The 15,682-nt window shown below is 74.1% G+C and carries 15 protein-coding genes; 8 read left to right on the top strand and 7 right to left on the bottom strand.

Annotated features, from left to right (window positions below; genetic code table 11):
* Positions 1–50 precede the first annotated feature (50 nt).
* Positions 51–572, bottom strand: a complete 522-nt coding sequence (locus tag ACFQ80_RS02070; protein WP_430562370.1) for a MarR family winged helix-turn-helix transcriptional regulator — start codon at positions 570–572, stop codon at positions 51–53.
* 135 nt (positions 573–707) lie between these two features.
* On the opposite strand from ACFQ80_RS02070, the gene ACFQ80_RS02065 reads away from it, so the two are divergent.
* Positions 708–1,940, top strand: coding sequence for an MFS transporter (locus ACFQ80_RS02065; protein ID WP_430562369.1), 1,233 nt, complete (start codon positions 708–710; stop codon positions 1,938–1,940).
* A gap of 222 nt (positions 1,941–2,162) precedes the next feature.
* Complete coding sequence (locus tag ACFQ80_RS02060) at positions 2,163–5,582, top strand: efflux RND transporter permease subunit (RefSeq protein ID WP_430562368.1); 3,420 nt, start codon at positions 2,163–2,165, stop codon at positions 5,580–5,582.
* Positions 5,583–5,665: 83 nt separating this feature from the next.
* Here the strand turns inward: ACFQ80_RS02060 and ACFQ80_RS02055 are convergent, their stop codons facing one another.
* Together ACFQ80_RS02055 and ACFQ80_RS02050 are read right to left on the bottom strand one after the other, a co-directional pair.
* Positions 5,666–6,535 carry an ABC transporter permease subunit gene (locus tag ACFQ80_RS02055; RefSeq protein WP_430562367.1) on the bottom strand — a complete coding sequence of 290 codons (870 nt, stop codon included), beginning with the start codon at positions 6,533–6,535 and terminating at the stop codon, positions 5,666–5,668.
* Positions 6,532–7,500, bottom strand: coding sequence for an ABC transporter ATP-binding protein (locus tag ACFQ80_RS02050; protein ID WP_430548848.1), 969 nt, complete (start codon positions 7,498–7,500; stop codon positions 6,532–6,534). Before ACFQ80_RS02050 ends, ACFQ80_RS02055 begins: the two co-directional genes overlap by 4 nt.
* A gap of 200 nt (positions 7,501–7,700) precedes the next feature.
* On the opposite strand from ACFQ80_RS02050, the gene ACFQ80_RS02045 reads away from it, so the two are divergent.
* On the top strand, positions 7,701–7,841 hold the full coding sequence (locus ACFQ80_RS02045) for a hypothetical protein (RefSeq protein ID WP_430562366.1): 141 nt from the start codon (positions 7,701–7,703) through the stop codon (positions 7,839–7,841).
* Positions 7,842–7,946: 105 nt separating this feature from the next.
* Positions 7,947–8,819, top strand: coding sequence for a Bax inhibitor-1/YccA family protein (locus ACFQ80_RS02040; RefSeq protein ID WP_430548850.1), 873 nt, complete (start codon positions 7,947–7,949; stop codon positions 8,817–8,819).
* A 51-nt stretch (positions 8,820–8,870) separates the two neighbouring features.
* Here ACFQ80_RS02040 and ACFQ80_RS02035 read toward each other — a convergent pair whose 3' ends face one another.
* From ACFQ80_RS02035 to ACFQ80_RS02025, 3 genes are read right to left on the bottom strand one after another with little or no spacing between them, the layout of a single operon-like run.
* Complete coding sequence (locus ACFQ80_RS02035; RefSeq protein ID WP_430562365.1) at positions 8,871–9,614, bottom strand: hypothetical protein; 744 nt, start codon at positions 9,612–9,614, stop codon at positions 8,871–8,873.
* On the bottom strand, positions 9,611–10,228 hold the full coding sequence (locus ACFQ80_RS02030) for a TetR/AcrR family transcriptional regulator (RefSeq protein WP_430562364.1): 618 nt from the start codon (positions 10,226–10,228) through the stop codon (positions 9,611–9,613). The genes ACFQ80_RS02035 and ACFQ80_RS02030 overlap by 4 nt, the downstream gene beginning before the upstream one ends.
* Positions 10,221–11,102, bottom strand: a complete 882-nt coding sequence (locus tag ACFQ80_RS02025) for an alpha/beta fold hydrolase (protein ID WP_430562363.1) — start codon at positions 11,100–11,102, stop codon at positions 10,221–10,223. Before ACFQ80_RS02025 ends, ACFQ80_RS02030 begins: the two co-directional genes overlap by 8 nt.
* A 154-nt stretch (positions 11,103–11,256) precedes the next feature.
* Between ACFQ80_RS02025 and ACFQ80_RS02020 the strand changes: the two genes are divergently transcribed.
* Both ACFQ80_RS02020 and ACFQ80_RS02015 read left to right on the top strand, forming a co-directional pair.
* Positions 11,257–11,694, top strand: coding sequence for a YciI family protein (locus tag ACFQ80_RS02020; RefSeq protein WP_430548854.1), 438 nt, complete (start codon positions 11,257–11,259; stop codon positions 11,692–11,694).
* Positions 11,691–13,001: an RNA polymerase sigma factor gene (locus ACFQ80_RS02015; RefSeq protein WP_430562362.1), complete on the top strand. Its 1,311-nt coding sequence runs from the start codon at positions 11,691–11,693 to the stop codon at positions 12,999–13,001. Before ACFQ80_RS02020 ends, ACFQ80_RS02015 begins: the two co-directional genes overlap by 4 nt.
* An 84-nt stretch (positions 13,002–13,085) precedes the next feature.
* On the opposite strand, the gene ACFQ80_RS02010 is transcribed toward ACFQ80_RS02015, so the two are convergent.
* The gene (locus ACFQ80_RS02010; protein WP_430562361.1) at positions 13,086–14,048 is read right to left on the bottom strand and encodes a DMT family transporter; all 963 of its coding nucleotides are present in this window, start codon (positions 14,046–14,048) and stop codon (positions 13,086–13,088) included.
* Positions 14,049–14,132: 84 nt separating this feature from the next.
* On the opposite strand from ACFQ80_RS02010, the gene ACFQ80_RS02005 reads away from it, so the two are divergent.
* Both ACFQ80_RS02005 and ACFQ80_RS02000 read left to right on the top strand, forming a co-directional pair.
* Entirely contained in the window at positions 14,133–15,038 is a 906-nt protein-coding gene (locus tag ACFQ80_RS02005; RefSeq protein ID WP_430562360.1) for a LysR family transcriptional regulator, read from the top strand.
* An 83-nt stretch (positions 15,039–15,121) separates the two neighbouring features.
* Positions 15,122–15,523, top strand: coding sequence for an FKBP-type peptidyl-prolyl cis-trans isomerase (locus ACFQ80_RS02000; protein WP_430548858.1), 402 nt, complete (start codon positions 15,122–15,124; stop codon positions 15,521–15,523).
* Positions 15,524–15,682: the final 159 nt, after the last annotated feature.

Genomic DNA, 15,682 nt, shown 5'->3' with positions numbered 1-15,682 from the left:
GTTCCGCGCTCGTGACAAATATTGCGTGAGGCAACCGAGTGTCGCGACGGTCAGGCCGGGGGCGTGTCCCGCTTGTAGGCGTCGAGGTCGGCGTTGAGGCGCTCGACGAGCTCGGCGAGCAGGGTGCGGTCGGCGGGGCTCCAGTCGGCGAGCACGGCGGAGTAGGTGGCGCCGCGCCGGCGTCGCTGCGCGCGCAGGGCGTCCCGGCCGCCGGCGGTCGCGGAGACGAGGACGGCGCGCCCGTCGTGGGGGTCGCGGGAGCGCTGCACGTGGCCCGCGCGTTCGAGGGCGACGACCTGGCGCGTCACGGTGGAGGCGTCGATCCCGAGGCGGTCCGCGAGCGCCTGGACGCGCTGGGGGCCGCCGTCGCGCAGGGCGTGCAGCAGGAGGTAGCCGGAGCGGTCGAGGTCGTGGCCGCCGGTCCGGACGGTGGTCGCCGCGGTGGTGCGCTCGGCGCGGCGCAGCAGCTGGGCGAGGCCGAGCTCGACGCGGGCGACGACCTCCGCCGTCGCGGCGTCGTCGCCCTGGTCGGGGCGCTTCTTCTCGACATTGTTTCCCCGGGAAGCGGTCATAGGTGTATCCTACAGGTAATTACCTGCACCATGCAGGTATCTCGGCGCCCGAACGGCCCGTGGCCGGCGACGACGACGGCGCAGCAACCAGCAGACGACGCCCGCGACCGACCGTGGGGCAGGAGTGAGGAGTCCGTGGCAGGCACACGCAACGAACCGAACAAGACCGCGATCTACGCGACCGCGCTGACCGCGTTCTTCGCGATCGCCGGCATCGCCGTCGTCGACCCGATCCTCCCGGTGATCGGGGAGGCGATCGGTGCCACCACGTGGCAGATCGAGCTCCTGTTCACCGCGTACATCGCGGTCATGGCCGTCGGCATGATCCCGGCCGTGCTCGCCACGGGGAAGTTCGGCTACAAGAAGATCCTGGGCGCCGGCGTCACCATCGTCGCGATCGCGGCGATCCTCGCCGCGCTGAGCACGTCGATCGGCCAGCTCGCCGCGCTGCGCGGTCTGTGGGGCCTCGGCAACGCCATGTTCTTCGCCACCGCGATGGTGCTGCTCGTCTCGCTCGCCAACGACCGCGAGTGGGTGGTCGGCATCTTCGAGACCTGCGTCGGCCTCGGCTTCGCCGTCGGCCCCCTCATCGGGGGCCTGCTCGGCAGCATCAGCTGGCGCGTGCCGTTCCTCGCCTGCGGCCTGTTCATGATCGTGGCCCTCGCGATGTCGATCACGAAGCTCAAGGACCCGGCCGAGAAGCCGGTGCCGCTGCACGTGGGCCAGGTCTTCGGGCTCTTCCGCAAGCCCGCGTTCCTCGCGCTCGCGGTGGTCACCGCCACCTACAACTTCGTGTTCTTCGTCATCCTCGGCTACACGCCGATCTTCCTCGGGCTCGACGTCATCCCCCTCGGCCTGGTCTTCACCGCCTGGGGCCTCGGGCTCGCGTTCGGCATCCTCGTCGTCGGCCACAAGCTCGCGCACACGATCGGCGCCGTGCAGACCCTGGGCATCGCCGTCGCCGGCGTGCTCGTGATGACCCTGCTGCTCGCCCTCGGGCTCCCGACGGCGGCCTCCATCGTCGTGCTCGTCGTCGCGGGCGTGTTCATGGGTATCGCCAACGCCATCCTCACCGACCTGTCACTCGCCCTCGGCGACCCCGACCGCCGCGTCACGACCGGCGCCTTCAACCTCGTGCGCTGGGGCTTCGCCGCCCCCGCCCCGGTGATCGCCGGCCTGCTGCACCCGGTCGGCGCCTCCGCCCCGTACTGGGTCGGCGTCGGCGTGCTGGCCGTGGGCGTGATCGTCTTCCTGCTCACCGCGCACAAGATGGCCGGCCAGCTGGGCGAGAAGGTGCTGTGGGCGCGGTGGAACCGCGCCGCCCGCGCCGTCGAGGGCACGCCGGAGGAGGCCATGTCCGAGCTGTGACACCCCGTCGCGCACCGGCGCGACGCGGGCACCGACGGGCGTCGGGCGGGGGACCGCCCGGCGCCCGCCGCCGTCCGCGCGACGCACCCGTCCGACCTTCGGCCACGGCCGTCAGCCCTTCGGACGATGTCCCGGGGAACTCGGGCGGCGTATCGTCCGTTCAGCCCAAGCGTCACGACAGCGGAGTCGTGCCCCCCTGCCGACCGCCCGTCTGGAGTGAGCGTGTTCCGACTTGCCCGCCTGTCCCTGGCGAACCGCGCCGTCGTCGCCCTGGCGACGATCGCGATCTTCGTCTTCGGGGCGATGAGCCTGGGCTCCCTCAAGCAGGAGCTCATCCCGTCCCTGGAGCTCCCGGCGGGCGCGGTCGTCGCGACCTACCCGGGCGCGTCGCCGGAGGTGGTCGAGCAGCGCGTCACCGAGCCGCTCGAGGCCGCCGCGCAGTCCGTCGAGGGCATCGAGTCCATCGGCTCGACGGCGTCCACCGGCAGCTCGGTCACCACCGTGCAGTTCGAGTACGGCACCGACATGGACGCGGCGACCCAGCGGCTCCAGACCGCCGTCACCCGCGTCCAGTCCCAGCTCCCCGAGGACGTCGAGCCGCAGGTCGTCACCGGCTCGCTCGACGACCTGCCGGTCATCCAGCTGGCGGCGGCCGGCAGCCAGGACTCGGGCGAGGACGTGGACGCCGCGGCGCTCGCGGACACCGTCGACTCCGTCGTCGTGCCCGCGCTGGAGGACCTGGACGGCGTCCGCTCGGTCGCCGTCACCGGCGGCGAGACCGACCAGGTGCTGGTCGACGTCAAGACGAAGAAGCTCGCGGCGGCCGGCCTGACGACGCAGGACGTCGCCGACGTGCTCAAGGACAACGGCGTCGTGCTGCCCGCCGGCACCATCACCGACGACGACGTCACCTACTCCGTCCAGGCCGGCTCCAGCATCGACAGCGTCAAGGAGCTCAAGGCGCTCCCGCTCGTGCCGGACCCGGCGGCGGGCGCGACGACGGGCGCGGGCGACGCGACCGGCGGCACCACGGGCGAGGTCGGCGACGGCACGGGCGCCCCGCCCGCGGCCGACGGCTCTGCGCAGGACCCCGCGCAGGACCCCGCGCAGGACCCCGCGCAGGGCGCCGAGGGCGCCACCACCCCGCAGACCCCGGCCGCCCTCGAGCCCGTGACGCTCGCCGACGTGGCCACCGTGCAGGTCGTGCCGGTCGAGGCGACGTCGCACTCCCGGCTCGACGGCGAGTCCTCGCTGGGCGTCGCCATCACCAAGACCCCCGACGGCAACACCGTCGACGTCTCCCACGCCGTCCAGGACGCGATGGACGACCTGCGGCCCGAGCTCGAGGCCGCCGGGGTCACCACCGCCGTCGTGTTCGACCAGGCGCCGTTCATCGAGGAGTCGATCGAGGGCCTCGCCACCGAGGGCGGCCTCGGCCTGCTGTTCGCCGTGATCGTCATCCTCGTGTTCCTGGTCTCCCTGCGCTCCACGCTCGTGTCCGCGGTGTCGATCCCGCTGTCGCTGGCCGTGACCTTCGTGGTCATGAACGCCACCGGGTACACCCTGAACATCCTCACGCTCGGCGCCCTGACCATCTCGATCGGCCGCGTCGTCGACGACGCCATCGTGGTCATCGAGAACATCAAGAGACACCTGTCGTACGGCGAGGACAAGAAGGCGGCGATCCTCACCGCCGTGCGCGAGGTGGGCGGCGCCATCACCGCGTCGACCATCAGCACGGTCGCCGTCTTCCTGCCGATCGCGCTGGTCGGCGGCATGGTGGGCGAGCTGTTCCGGCCGTTCGCGATGACCGTCGCGATCGCGATGCTCGCGTCGCTGGTCGTGGCCCTGACGATCGTGCCCGTGCTGGCGTACTGGTTCGTCAAGGCGCCCGCCGTCGCCACGGACCCGGCCGAGGCGGAGCGTGTCCGCGAGGCCGCCGAGGCCAAGGAGCGCCGCGGCCTGTGGCAGCGCGCGTACGTGCCGAGCCTCGGCGCCGCGCTGCGCCACCCGTGGGTCACGCTCGTGGTCGCGGTCGCCGTCCTCGGCGGCACGCTCGCGCTGGTGCCGCGCCTGGAGACCAACTTCATCGGCGACTCCGGCCAGGACACCGTCACGGTGACGCAGTCGTTCGAGACGGGCGCGTCGCTCGAGGCGCAGGACGCCGCGGCCACCGAGGTCGAGGACGCCCTGGCCGACGTCGACGCGGTCGAGAGCGTGCAGACCACCGTCGGGTCGGGCGACGCCGCGATGGCCGCGTTCATGGGCGGCGGCTCCGCGCCGCAGGCCACGTTCGCGATCACGCTCGACCCCGACGCCGACGGCGTCGAGGCGCAGACCGAGATCCGCGACGCCGTCGAGCCGCTGGCCGAGACCGGCGTCACCACCGGGGTCAGCGTCTCCGGCGGGGACTCCGGCTTCGGCTCCAGCACCGTGGACCTCGTCGTGCAGGCGAACGACAGCGACGACCTGGACGCCGCGGCGCAGCAGGTCACCGACGCGGTGTCGGGCCTGGACGGCGTGGCCGAGGTGACCAACGACCTCGCCGCCGCGCAGCAGGTCGTGCAGGTGTCCGTCGACCGCGAGAAGGCGGCCGAGGCGGGGCTGACCGAGACCCAGGTCTCCGGGATCGTCTCGGCGGCCATGGGGCCCGAGCAGACCGTGGGCGAGGTCGACCTGGGCGACGGGCCCACCGACGTGGTCGTGAAGACCGGCGACGCCCCGGCCACGCAGGGCGAGATCGAGGACCTCGAGGTCCCCACCGCCGCAGGCATGGTGCCGCTCACCGACGTCGCGACCGTCGAGAAGGTGGACGTGCCCACGTCGATCTCCCGCACCGACGGCGCGCGGTCCGCGACCGTGTCGGTGACGCCCGAGACGCAGGACGTCGGCACGCTCACCGCGGACATCACGGCCGCGACCGACGACCTCGACCTCCCCGCGGGGGCGACCGTCGAGATCGGCGGCGTCGCCTCCGACCAGGCGGACGCGTTCGCCGACCTCGGGCTGGCGCTGGTCGCCGCGATCGCCATCGTCTACCTGGTGATGGTCGCGACCTTCGGGTCGCTGGTGCAGCCGCTGATCCTGCTGGTGTCGGTGCCGTTCTCCGCCACCGGCGCGCTGCTGGCGCTGCTCGCCACCGACACCCCGCTGGGCGTCCCGGCGCTCATCGGCGTGCTGATGCTCGTCGGCATCGTGGTGTCGAACGCGATCGTGCTCATCGACCTCATCAACCAGTACCGGGACCCGGCGCACGGGCACCCCCGGTCGCTGGAGGAGGCCGTGCGCGAGGGCGCACGCAAGCGTCTGCGCCCCATCGTCATGACGGCGCTGGCGACGATCTTCGCGCTGACGCCGATGGCGATCGGCCTCACCGGCGGCGGGTCGTTCATCAGCCAGCCGCTGGCGCTGGTGGTCATCGGCGGGCTCATCTCCTCGACGCTGCTCACGCTGTTCGTGGTGCCCGTGCTCTACGAGCTCATCGAGCGCCGCAAGGAGCGCCGGCACACGAAGCGCGACTCGCGCGTCGTGCGCCGGGCGGAGAAGGCCGAGCGGGCCGCGGCGCGCGCCGCGGAGAAGGCGGAGGCGGCCGAGGAGGCCGCCGCCGTCGCCCGCCGTCAGGCGGGTACCGACCCCGCCTGACCGCGCTCCGTGGGGGTGAGCGTGATCGTGGCCCTGTTCCGGTCGTGACCCAGGGCCACGATCACGCTCACCACGAGCGCGGGTCAGGCGTCGCGGCGCTTGAGCGTGATCGCCGCGGCGACGAGCAGCACCACGGTGTACCCGACGAGGACGGCGTAGCCGACCCACGGGTCGAGCAGGGCGTCCGTCTCGGCGCCGCGGGAGATGATCCGCTCGCCGGCCACGCTGGGCAGCAGCTTGTTCACCCAGTCCGTCCACGCGGCGTCGGACGCCTGCACGACGATGCTGAAGATGAGCGGCACCACGAAGAAGATCGCGACGATCGTGAAGATCGCGCCCGCGCTGTGGCGCATCAGCGTGCCCACGGCCAGCGAGAACGCGGCCACGGTGGCGAGGTAGAGCACGCAGCCGGCCAACGCCCGCACCTGCTCGGAGTCGGACAGGTCCACGCTCATCCCGGCGTCCTCGAGCAGGGGCGCCGTGGCGACGTACGCGATCACCAGGGCGAGGGCCACCACGACGGCGGTGGCGAGCACGATGACGACCAGCTTGGCCCACAGCACGGGCAGGCGGCGGGGCACGGCGGCGAACGTGGACCGCACGGTGCCCGTGGAGTACTCGCTGGTGACGATGAGCGTGGCCAGCACGCCCACGGCGAGCGCGCCGAACGAGTAGCCGAACGACACGATCGTCGTGCCGGTGAGGCCGATCGCCTGGAGCCCCGGGTCCTGCGACATGCCCTCGGCCATCTCGGGGGTGTCGACCATCGTGCGCACGATCGCGGCCATCATGAGCGCCAGCCCCACCATGACGACGGCCGTGATCACCACGGTCCACACTGTGGAGCGCAGGGTGCGGAACTTGATCCACTCGCCGCGCAGCACGCGGCCGAACGTCACCCGCTGCACGACGACGGCCGGCGCGGCCTCGCGGGTGGGTGCGGTGGCGGTCATCGGGGCGCTCCGTCCGTCGTCGCGCCGGTCTCGGCGCCCGGCGCCGGGGCGGCGCCGTCCAGGGCCTCGGCCTGGTACTCGACCGAGTCGGCGGTGAGCTCCAGGTAGGCCTCCTCGAGGGTGGAGGACACGGGGGTCAGCTCGTGCAGGACGACGCCGCCCGCGGCGGCGAGCTCGCCCACGCGGGCCGCCTCGACGCCCGTGACCTCGAGGACGCCGTCCTCGGCCGGGGCGACGTCGCCGCCCTCGCGCCGCAGGACGTCGGCGAGGTCGGCGGCCTGCGGCGAGCGCACCCGCACGAGCCGGCGGGAGGCGCCGTCGACCAGCTGCTGCACCGGCATGTCCGCGAGGATCCGCCCCCGCCCGATCACGATGACGTGGTCGGCGGTGAGCGCCACCTCGCTCATGAGGTGGCTGGACAGGAAGACCGTGCGGCCCTCGCCCGCCAGGAAGCGCGCGAGGTTGCGCACCCACAGCACGCCCTCGGGGTCGAGGCCGTTGACGGGCTCGTCGAGGATGAGGGTGCGCGGGTCGCCCAGCAGCGCGACGGCGATGCCGAGCCGCTGCCCCATGCCGAGGGAGAAGCCGCCCACGCGCTTGCGCGCGACCGCCGTCAGGCCGGTGAGCTCGACCACCTCGTCCACCCGCGCCGGCGCGATCGCGTGCGTGGCGGCCAGCGCCTGCAGGTGCTGGCGCGCCGTGCGGCCGGGGTGCACCGCCTTGGCCTCCAGCAGCGCGCCCACCTCGGCCAGCGGCCGGGCGTGCTGCGCGTACGGGCTGCCGTTCACCGTGACCCGTCCGGCCGTCGGGCGGTCCAGGCCCATGATCATCCGCATCGTGGTGGACTTGCCGGCCCCGTTCGGGCCGAGGAAGCCCGTGACCGTGCCGGGCCGCACGGTGAACGTCACGTCGTCCACCGCGAGCTTGGGTCCGTATCTCTTGGTCAGGCCGTGTGCTTCGATCATGTCGCCCCTGGAGGTCATCTCGGGTGCCGTCGTCGCGGGATCACGGGTCCTTCCCGAGCCTACGTGCTGGTCATCGCCGCGTCACGGGCAGGGAGCGGGTGATCCGGGCGGACAGGGCATGATGCGGCCATCCCGTCCGAGCTGCCGTCCGAGCTGCCGTCCGAGCTGCCGTCCGAGCTGCCGTCCGAGCTGCCGCCCGAGTGACCGAGGCCGACCTCGCGGTCGAGGAGCGGGTGCGGGCCGTGCTGCTCGCCGCTGGGCCCGACGACGCGTTCCTCGGCGAGGAGACGGGGAGCGCGCGCGGCGTCCTCGGAAAAGCTCGCCGACCTGGGAACGTCTGAGGAACGCCGCGCGTTCACTACGATGGATTGCACGGCCAGCGACCCGGCACTGCGCGCGCGACGACCCGTCGTCGGGCACCCGGCAGCCGCGACCAGGAGGAGTACATGACCAACCCCGTCTTCTCGAGCAGCAACGTCTTCGGCGAGCCGCGCCGTACCGGGGCTCGCCGGGGCGGCACCGCCACGGCCCAGCCGCAGTACGGGCAGGTCGCCTACGGTGCGGGCACCGCCGGTGCGCAGACCGCCGACGCCGCGAGCCTCGACGCCATGTACCAGGCGCCGTCCGCCACCACGGCCGACACCAAGCGCCTCACCTACGACGACGTCATCATCAAGACCGGCGGCCTCCTCGCGCTGCTGATCGTGGTGGCGGCCGCGACGTGGAACTTCGCCCCGAACCTGTGGCCGATCGGCATGATCGCCGGCCTCGTGCTGGGCCTGGTGAACGCCTTCAAGAAGAAGCCCAGTCCCGCGCTGATCGTGGCCTACACGGTCGCCGAGGGCGTCTTCCTGGGCGGCATCTCGATCGCCTTCGCGTCGATCGCGGTCGGCAGCTCCGGCGCCCCGCTCTCCGGCATCGTGCTGCAGGCCGTCGTGGCGACCCTGGCCACGTTCGCCGCCGCGCTGTTCCTGTTCAAGTCCGGCAAGGTGCGGGTCACCCCGAAGTTCACCCGCTGGCTGCTCATCGCCATGGTGGGCTACCTCGTCTTCTCGCTCGTCAACGTCGTCCTGACCTGGACCGGGGTCCTCGACGGCTGGGGCATGCGGGGCGGCGCGCTCGGCATCATCGTCGGCCTCGTCGCGGTCGGCCTGGCCGCCGCGTCGCTGATCGTCGACTTCGACTCGATCAAGCGGGGTGTCGAGCAGGGCGTCCCGGCGCAGTTCGCCTGGACCGCGGCCTTCGGGCTCATCGTCACCCTGGTGTGGCTGTACCTGGAGTTCCTGCGCCTGCTGGCGATCTTCCAGAGCGGCGACTGACGCTCCGGCTCGCCTCCGGCAGGCCTCTGACGGTCGAGGCCCGACGGCCGGTCACCCAGCGGGGTGGCCGGCCGTCGTCGTGCCCGGCGCGGTGCCGCGCCGCACCGCCCACGCGACCAGCAGCAGCCCGGCGGCGACGAGGACGCCGTGCCCGACGCGCACCGCCGGGGTGCCGAAGAACTGCGGCAGGTAGAGCAGCAGCCCGGCGGCCAGCGGGACGCCGACCCAGCGCGGCCGACCACCGCCGCGCCACAGCGCGACGGCCGCGAGCACGCCGGCCGCCGCGACGAGGGCCAGGCCGACGCCGAAGAGCGTCATCGCCGCGGGCTGGAGCCGCAGCACCTCGACGTCGGCGAGCAGCGCCGGGTCGTCCGTGCGCAGCGCGGCCTGCGCGATCGTGCGGATGCCGAAGATCTCGGCACCGAAGTAGAGGGAGCTCAACGCGGCCCCGGCCCAGGCGGTCGCGACGGCGGCGGTGGCGGCACGGGCGCCCGGGGCGGTGGGCCCCGGGGCCGTCGCCGCGTGCAGCAGCGACCGCAGGCCGAGGAACGTCGGCGCCAGCAGGAAGAGTCCCGCGATCCCGCACAGGTGCGCCAGCACCCACCGGTCGGAGGCGAACGCCTGGGCGAGCGCGAGGCTCGGCACGGACTCGTCGGGCCACGGTCGGAGCACGGGGAAGAGCAGCAGGAGGGCTCCTGCCGCGCCGGCGCCGGTCGCGGTCCAGGCCGCCACGGTGCTGTGGGCCGGGACGTGCGTCGTGGCGAGGGCGTCGGGGGACGGGGCGGTGCGGGTCATGGCTGCTCCTTCGGTGCGGGTGACGACGGTGCGTCGGCGAGGGCGGCGACCCCGGCGACGAGCATGTCGACCAGGGCGTCGAAGCTGCGGTCGAGGTCCTCGGGCAGACGGAACCCGCCGCCGAGCTCGAGGACCACGAAGCCGTGCACCCCGGCGCGCACCACGCGGACGGCGTCGATCGTGCGGTCGTCGGGGAGGCCGAAGCCGTGCAGCACCGCCCCGACCAGCGCGACGACGCGCGCCGCCGCGGTCCGGTGCCCGGCGTCCTCGGGGGCGTCGGGATCCGGCGCGAGCTGGACGGCGGCGTACCGGCCGGGGTGCGCGAGGGCGTAGTCCCGCCACGCGTGGGCGAGGGCGCGCAGGGCGTCGGGGCCGGCCCGGCCGACCGTCGCCGCCGCGCTCGTCGTCGTCAGCTCCTCGAGGGCGACCAGCGCGACCTCCCGGCGCAGCGCCGCGAGCGACCCCACGTGCTTGTAGAGGCTCGGGGTGGCGACCCCGGCGGAGGCGGCGACCTTCGCGAGCGTGAGGTCGGCGAGCCCGGTGGGCCCGCCGGCGTCCACCTGCTCGAGCGCGATGCGGACCACGGCGTCCCGCGACAGCCCGGCCCTAGGCACGGGCGCCCCGCTCGTCGGCGCCGTCGCGCTCGTCGTCGTGCCGGGTGACGGGCAGGCCGGCGACGAACTCCAGGACGGCCGGGGTGACGACCTCGGGTGCCTGGTGCTGCGGGTAGTGGCCCACGCCGGGCACCAGGAGCTCCTGGCCGCCGAGCGCGTCGCGCATGCGGGCGAGCTCGGCTCCGGCGTCCTTGTAGTCGGGGTCGAGCTCGCCGACGACGATGAGCGACGGCGCCTCGACCGAGGGGACCAGCGGCTCGATGACGGAGTGGTCGAGCGCGACGGCCAGGTCGCGGAACGACCGGAGGTGCGCCGGGTCGGCCATGCTGCGCCGGATCTCCGCGACGTGCTGCGCGTGCCCGGGCGAGCGGCGCCCCTTGGCGAACATCGAGGTGTAGAGCCACGCCCACGCCGCGGCGCCCCACGGGCGATGGAACAGCACGCGGTAGAGCAGGCGGTAGGTGCGCAGCGCCCCCGGGGAGGCGACCTCCCGCAGGTGCGGGGCCACCAGCACCAGGGCCCGCACGAGCTCGGGCCGCTCGGCGGCGGCCCACACGGCGGCGGACCCGCCCATGGAGCTGCCGACCAGCACTGCCGGCCCGGCGTCCAGGTGCTCGACGAGCGCGACGAGGTCGGTCCCGGTGGCGATGTCGCCGTGCGTGGTGAAGGTGGTGTCGGAGTCGCCGTGGCCGCGCAGGTCCGCGACGACCACCCGGTGGCCGGCGGCGACGAGAGCGGGGACGAGGTCGTCGTAGGTGGAGCGGAGGTCGCCCATCCCGGGGACGGCGACGACGAGCGGGCCGCTGCCTGCGTCGGTGTAGGCGATCCGCCCCTCGGGGCGGGTGAGGTACCGGACGTCCGGTGTTGTGGCCATGTCCATAGCCACAAAGCTAATACCGTTAGCCAGCGATCGCAAGAGGCTCCTCGAAGAAACTTCTGGGGCGATGTCGATCTCGCGGTTCCCCGTTCGACCTGGGGATGAGAAGGTCGCCACGAGGGTGACCGCGATCACGACAGGGAGCAGGACGATGGCCAAGTACATGCTGATCATGCGGGGGACCGACGAGGGCCAGGCTCAGTTCGAGCAGATGGACTTCACCGAGGTCATCGCGGCGATGGGCCGCTACAACGAGTCGATGATGAACGCCGGCGTGCTCGCCGCGGGCGAGGGGCTGTCCGACGCGTCCGAGGGCGCCGTCGTCGACTTCTCCACCGACACGCCCGTCGTCACGGACGGCCCCTACGGCGAGACCAAGGAGCTGTTCAACGGCTTCTGGATCGTCGACGTCGCCACCAAGGAGGAGGCGATCGAGTGGGCCAAGCGGGCGCCGCTGGGCGGACCCGGGACCAAGCTCGAGGTGCGCCGGGTCAACGGCCCCGAGGACTTCCCGCAGGACGACGAGTGGATCCAGAAGGAGCAGGGGTGGCGCGAGGAGCAGGCCCAGCGGGCCGAGCAGGCGCAGTGACCCCGAGCGCTCCCGACGGAGGCCGCGCCGACGACGGCGCGGCCTCCCGGCGCGTCGTCGAGGCGGTCTGGCGCATCGAGTCCAGCCGCATCGTCGGCGCGCTCGCCCGGTACACGAACGACTTCGCGCTCGCGGAGGACGTCGCGTCGGAGGCGCTGGCGGAGGCGCTGGTCGCCTGGCCGCGCGACGGCGTCCCGCGCGACCCGGTCGCGTGGCTGCTCGCGACCGGGCGGCGTCGCGCGATCGACGCGTTCCGGCGCCGCTCCGGGCGGGACGAACGGTACGCGGCGCTGGCCCGCGACCTCGGCGAGGGCGGCGCCGTCACGGGCGGGCCGGGCTCCGTCCCCGAGCCCGCCGACGACGTGCTGTGGGACCCGGACAAGATCGAGGACGACCGTCTCGCGCTGCTGTTCGTGGCCTGCCACCCGGTGCTGTCCAAGGAGGCGCGGGTCGCGCTGACCCTGCGCGTGGTGGCCGGCCTGAGCAGCGAGGAGATCGCGCGCGCCTTCCTCGTCCCCGTGCCCACCGTGCAGGCACGCATCACCCGGGCGAAGAAGACGCTGACGGCCGCGCGGGTGCCGTTCGAGGTGCCGGCCGCCGAGGACCGCGCGGAGCGGCTCGGTTCCGTGCTGAACGTCGTCTACCTCATCTTCTCGGAGGGGTCGACGGCGTCGGGCGGCGACGACTGGATGCGGCCGGACCTGGCGTACGAGGCCGTCCGCCTCGCGCGCGTGCTGACGCGGCTCGCCCCCGAGCCGGAGACGTTCGGGCTGCTCGCCCTGCTCGAGCTCACCGCGGCGCGGTTCCCCGCGCGCACCGGGCCGGACGGCGAGCCCGTGCTGCTGGAGGACCAGGACCGGCGCCGCTGGGACCGGTCCGCGATCCGGCGCGGGCGCGACGCCCTGGCCCGGGCCGTCGCCGTCGGGCGCGGGCTGGGGCCGTACGGGCTGCAGGCCGCCATCGCGGAGCAGCACGACACGGCCCGGTCGGTGCCCGAGACGGACTGGGACCGGATCGTGGTGCTTTACGAGGCGTTGAACCGCGTGGCGCCGTCGCCCGTCGTCGAGCTCAACGGCGCGGTCGCGGTGGCGATGGCGTCGGGCCCGGCCGCCGGGCTCGCCGTCGTGGACGACCTCGTCGCCCGGGAGGTGCTGTCCGGGTCGTACCTGCTGCCGTCCGTGCGCGGCGAGCTGCTCGCCCGCCTCGGGCGGAACGACGAGGCGCGGGGCGAGCTGGAGCTCGCCGCGCGCCTGTGCGGCAACGCCCGCGAGCGCGGCGTGCTGGAGGCGAAGGCCTCCGCCCTCTGACCCGCGACCTGTCGGGCCGAGCTGCACGGACACCTGCACGTGGCTCTGACGGCTCCACGGGCCGGAGGGTTGTCGGGGCCCGGTTCACGTATCGGTGCGCGTCGCCCTGACAGGTCGGCGGGGGAGGGTCGCCACGGCGACGCCCGCCAGGGCCAGCACCCCGCCGAGCAGCACGACGGGAGCGGGCACCTCGTCGAGCAGCGCCCAGGACATCAGCACGACGAGCGGCGGGACGGCGTACGTGGACGCCGCGGCACGACCGGCGCTGACCCGGGCCAGGGCGTATCCCCAGGTGGTGAAGGCGATCGCGGTCGGGAAGACGCCCAGGTAGACGACCCCGAGCAGGGACGACGCCGGCGCGACGGCGGCCTGCGACACGAGCGCGGGCAGGAACGGCAGCGCCGCGACGGTGCCCGCCAGGCAGCCCAGCCAGGTCATGGTGAGCGCGTCGAGCTGGGGGAGCAGGCGCTTCTGCAGGGTCGCCGCGCCGGCGTACAGGACGGCCGAGGCGAGGCCCAGGGCCACGCCCGCGGCGTCGAACCGGCCGGACGTCGTGGCGACGGCGATGACGACCACGCCGCCGAACGCGACGGCGATGCCCACGAGGAGGCGACGCGGGAAGCCCTCCCGCAGCAGGAAGCCGGCGAGGACGGCGACGAGCATCGGCGCGATGTTGACCAGCAGCGCGGTGGTGCCCGCGTCGAGGTGCTGCTCGGCCGCGTTGAGGGTCAGGTTGTACGCGCCGAACCAGGCCACCCCCCAGGCGAGCACGAGCACCAGCACGCGGCCGCGCGGGAGGCGCACGGGGGTGCGGCGCCGGGCGCGGGCCACGGCCAGGATGACGGTGAGGGCGGCGGACCCGACGGCGACCCGGCCGAGGGTGAGCGCCCCGGCGTCGAGGTCGTGGCCGACGGCGCGCACGCCCACGAACGCCGACGCCCACAGGACCACGGTCACGGCCATCGCGGCCACGGTGAGCGGGCCGACCCCGAGAGACCGGGCGGGGGCGGTGGTGGCGGGCGCGGTGCCGGCGGCGGTCTGGGCCATGCGGTCGATGATGCCCTGGAACTTTCCGTGAGCACCAGTTCAGATATCTACCGAATGCTTCAGTGTCGCTGTATCGTCGCGAGCATGCTCGACGTCCACCGGCTCCGCGTCTTCCGCTCCGTCGTCGCCAGCGGCTCGGTCGCCGCGGCGGCCGCCAACCTCGGGTACACGCCGTCCGCGGTCAGCCAGCACGTCGCCGCGCTCCAGCGCGAGACCGGGCTGCAGCTGCTCGCCCGGCACGGGCGCGGCGTGCGCCCCACCGCGGCGGGCCAGGCGCTCGCCGCCCAGGCGGACGGCCTGCTCGCCCGGCTGGGTGAGGTGGAGACGTTCGTGGCCGACCTGCGCTCCGGGCGCTCGGGCAGCCTGTCCCTCGCCTACTTCGCCTCCGTCGGGGCGGCATGGCTGCCGGCCGTCGTCAGCGCGCTCAGCACCGGGTTCCCCGGGGTGCGGCTCGACCTCGAGCTGACGGAGGAGATCCCCACCGACCCGTCGAAGCGCGCCGACCTCCAGCTCGCCGTCGCGCAGACGGACTTCCGGCCCGCCGCCGGGACGACGGCGCACCACCTGCTCGACGACCCGTACGTCGCCGTCGTCCGCCAGGACCACCCGTTGGCCGGGCGCGACGAGATCGAGCTCGCCGAGCTGGTCGGCGACCGGTGGATCGACAACGACTTCGCGCGCGGCTGGTGCCGCCGCAACCTGCTCGAGGCGTGCCGCGCCGCCGGGTTCAGCCCGGCGTTCGCGGTCGAGGCGCACGACTACCCGACCGCCCTCGCGTTCGTCGCCGCCGGCATCGGGATCACCGTGCTGCCTGCGCTCGGCTCCGCGCGCCCCGCGGCCGGGACGGTGGCGGTGCCCGTGGTACGGCCGGTGCCGGTGCGGTCCATCTACGCCCTGGTGCAGGACGCCGTCGCCGACACCCCGCCGGTGCAGGCCGCGCTCGCGGCGCTGCGCGACGTCGCCGGGTGCCCGGTCCCGTCCGCCGCGTAGGCTGGACGGCGCAGCTCCGCCGGGCCGGTGCCTGGCGGCCTCTGCACCCCGACTCTGCACGACGACGAAGACGAGGTACCCCTGTGACCACGCTCCCCACCGCCACCGGCGGCTTCGGCGACAAGCCCGAGATCACGTTCCCCGAGGGCGACGCCCCCGCCGGCCTGCAGGTGCAGGTGCTCGAGGAGGGCACCGGCCCGGTGGTCGACGCCGGCCGCACCATCGTCGTCAACTACCTGGGCCAGACCTGGGCCGGCGGCGTGTTCGACAACTCCTACGACCGCGGCCAGACCATCGACTTCCCGATCGGCGTCGGCGCGGTCATCGGCGGCTGGGACAAGGGCCTGGTCGGCCGCAACGTGGGCGACCGCGTGCTGCTGTCCATCCCGTCCGAGCACGGCTACGGCCAGCGCGGCGTGCCGCAGGCCGGCATCCCCGGCGGTGCGACGCTCGTCTTCGTCGTGGACGTCGTCGGCGTGCGCTGACCGCTCACGGCGAGGTAGCTCGATCCGCGGCGAGGTAGTCCCCTCCGCGCCGAGGTAGTTCGTGACCCCCCGTAACGAAACCCCCCCGCGCGACCCGGGCTACCCCGCCCGTGGGGTCACGGGCGGCGGGGCCCCGTGGACCGTGAAAGAGGGGTATTG

The sequence above is a fragment of the Isoptericola sp. NPDC056578 genome (genome assembly GCF_042793275.1).
Classification (GTDB): domain Bacteria; phylum Actinomycetota; class Actinomycetes; order Actinomycetales; family Cellulomonadaceae; genus Isoptericola.
This window is presented reverse-complemented; position numbering and strand designations above follow the sequence as displayed.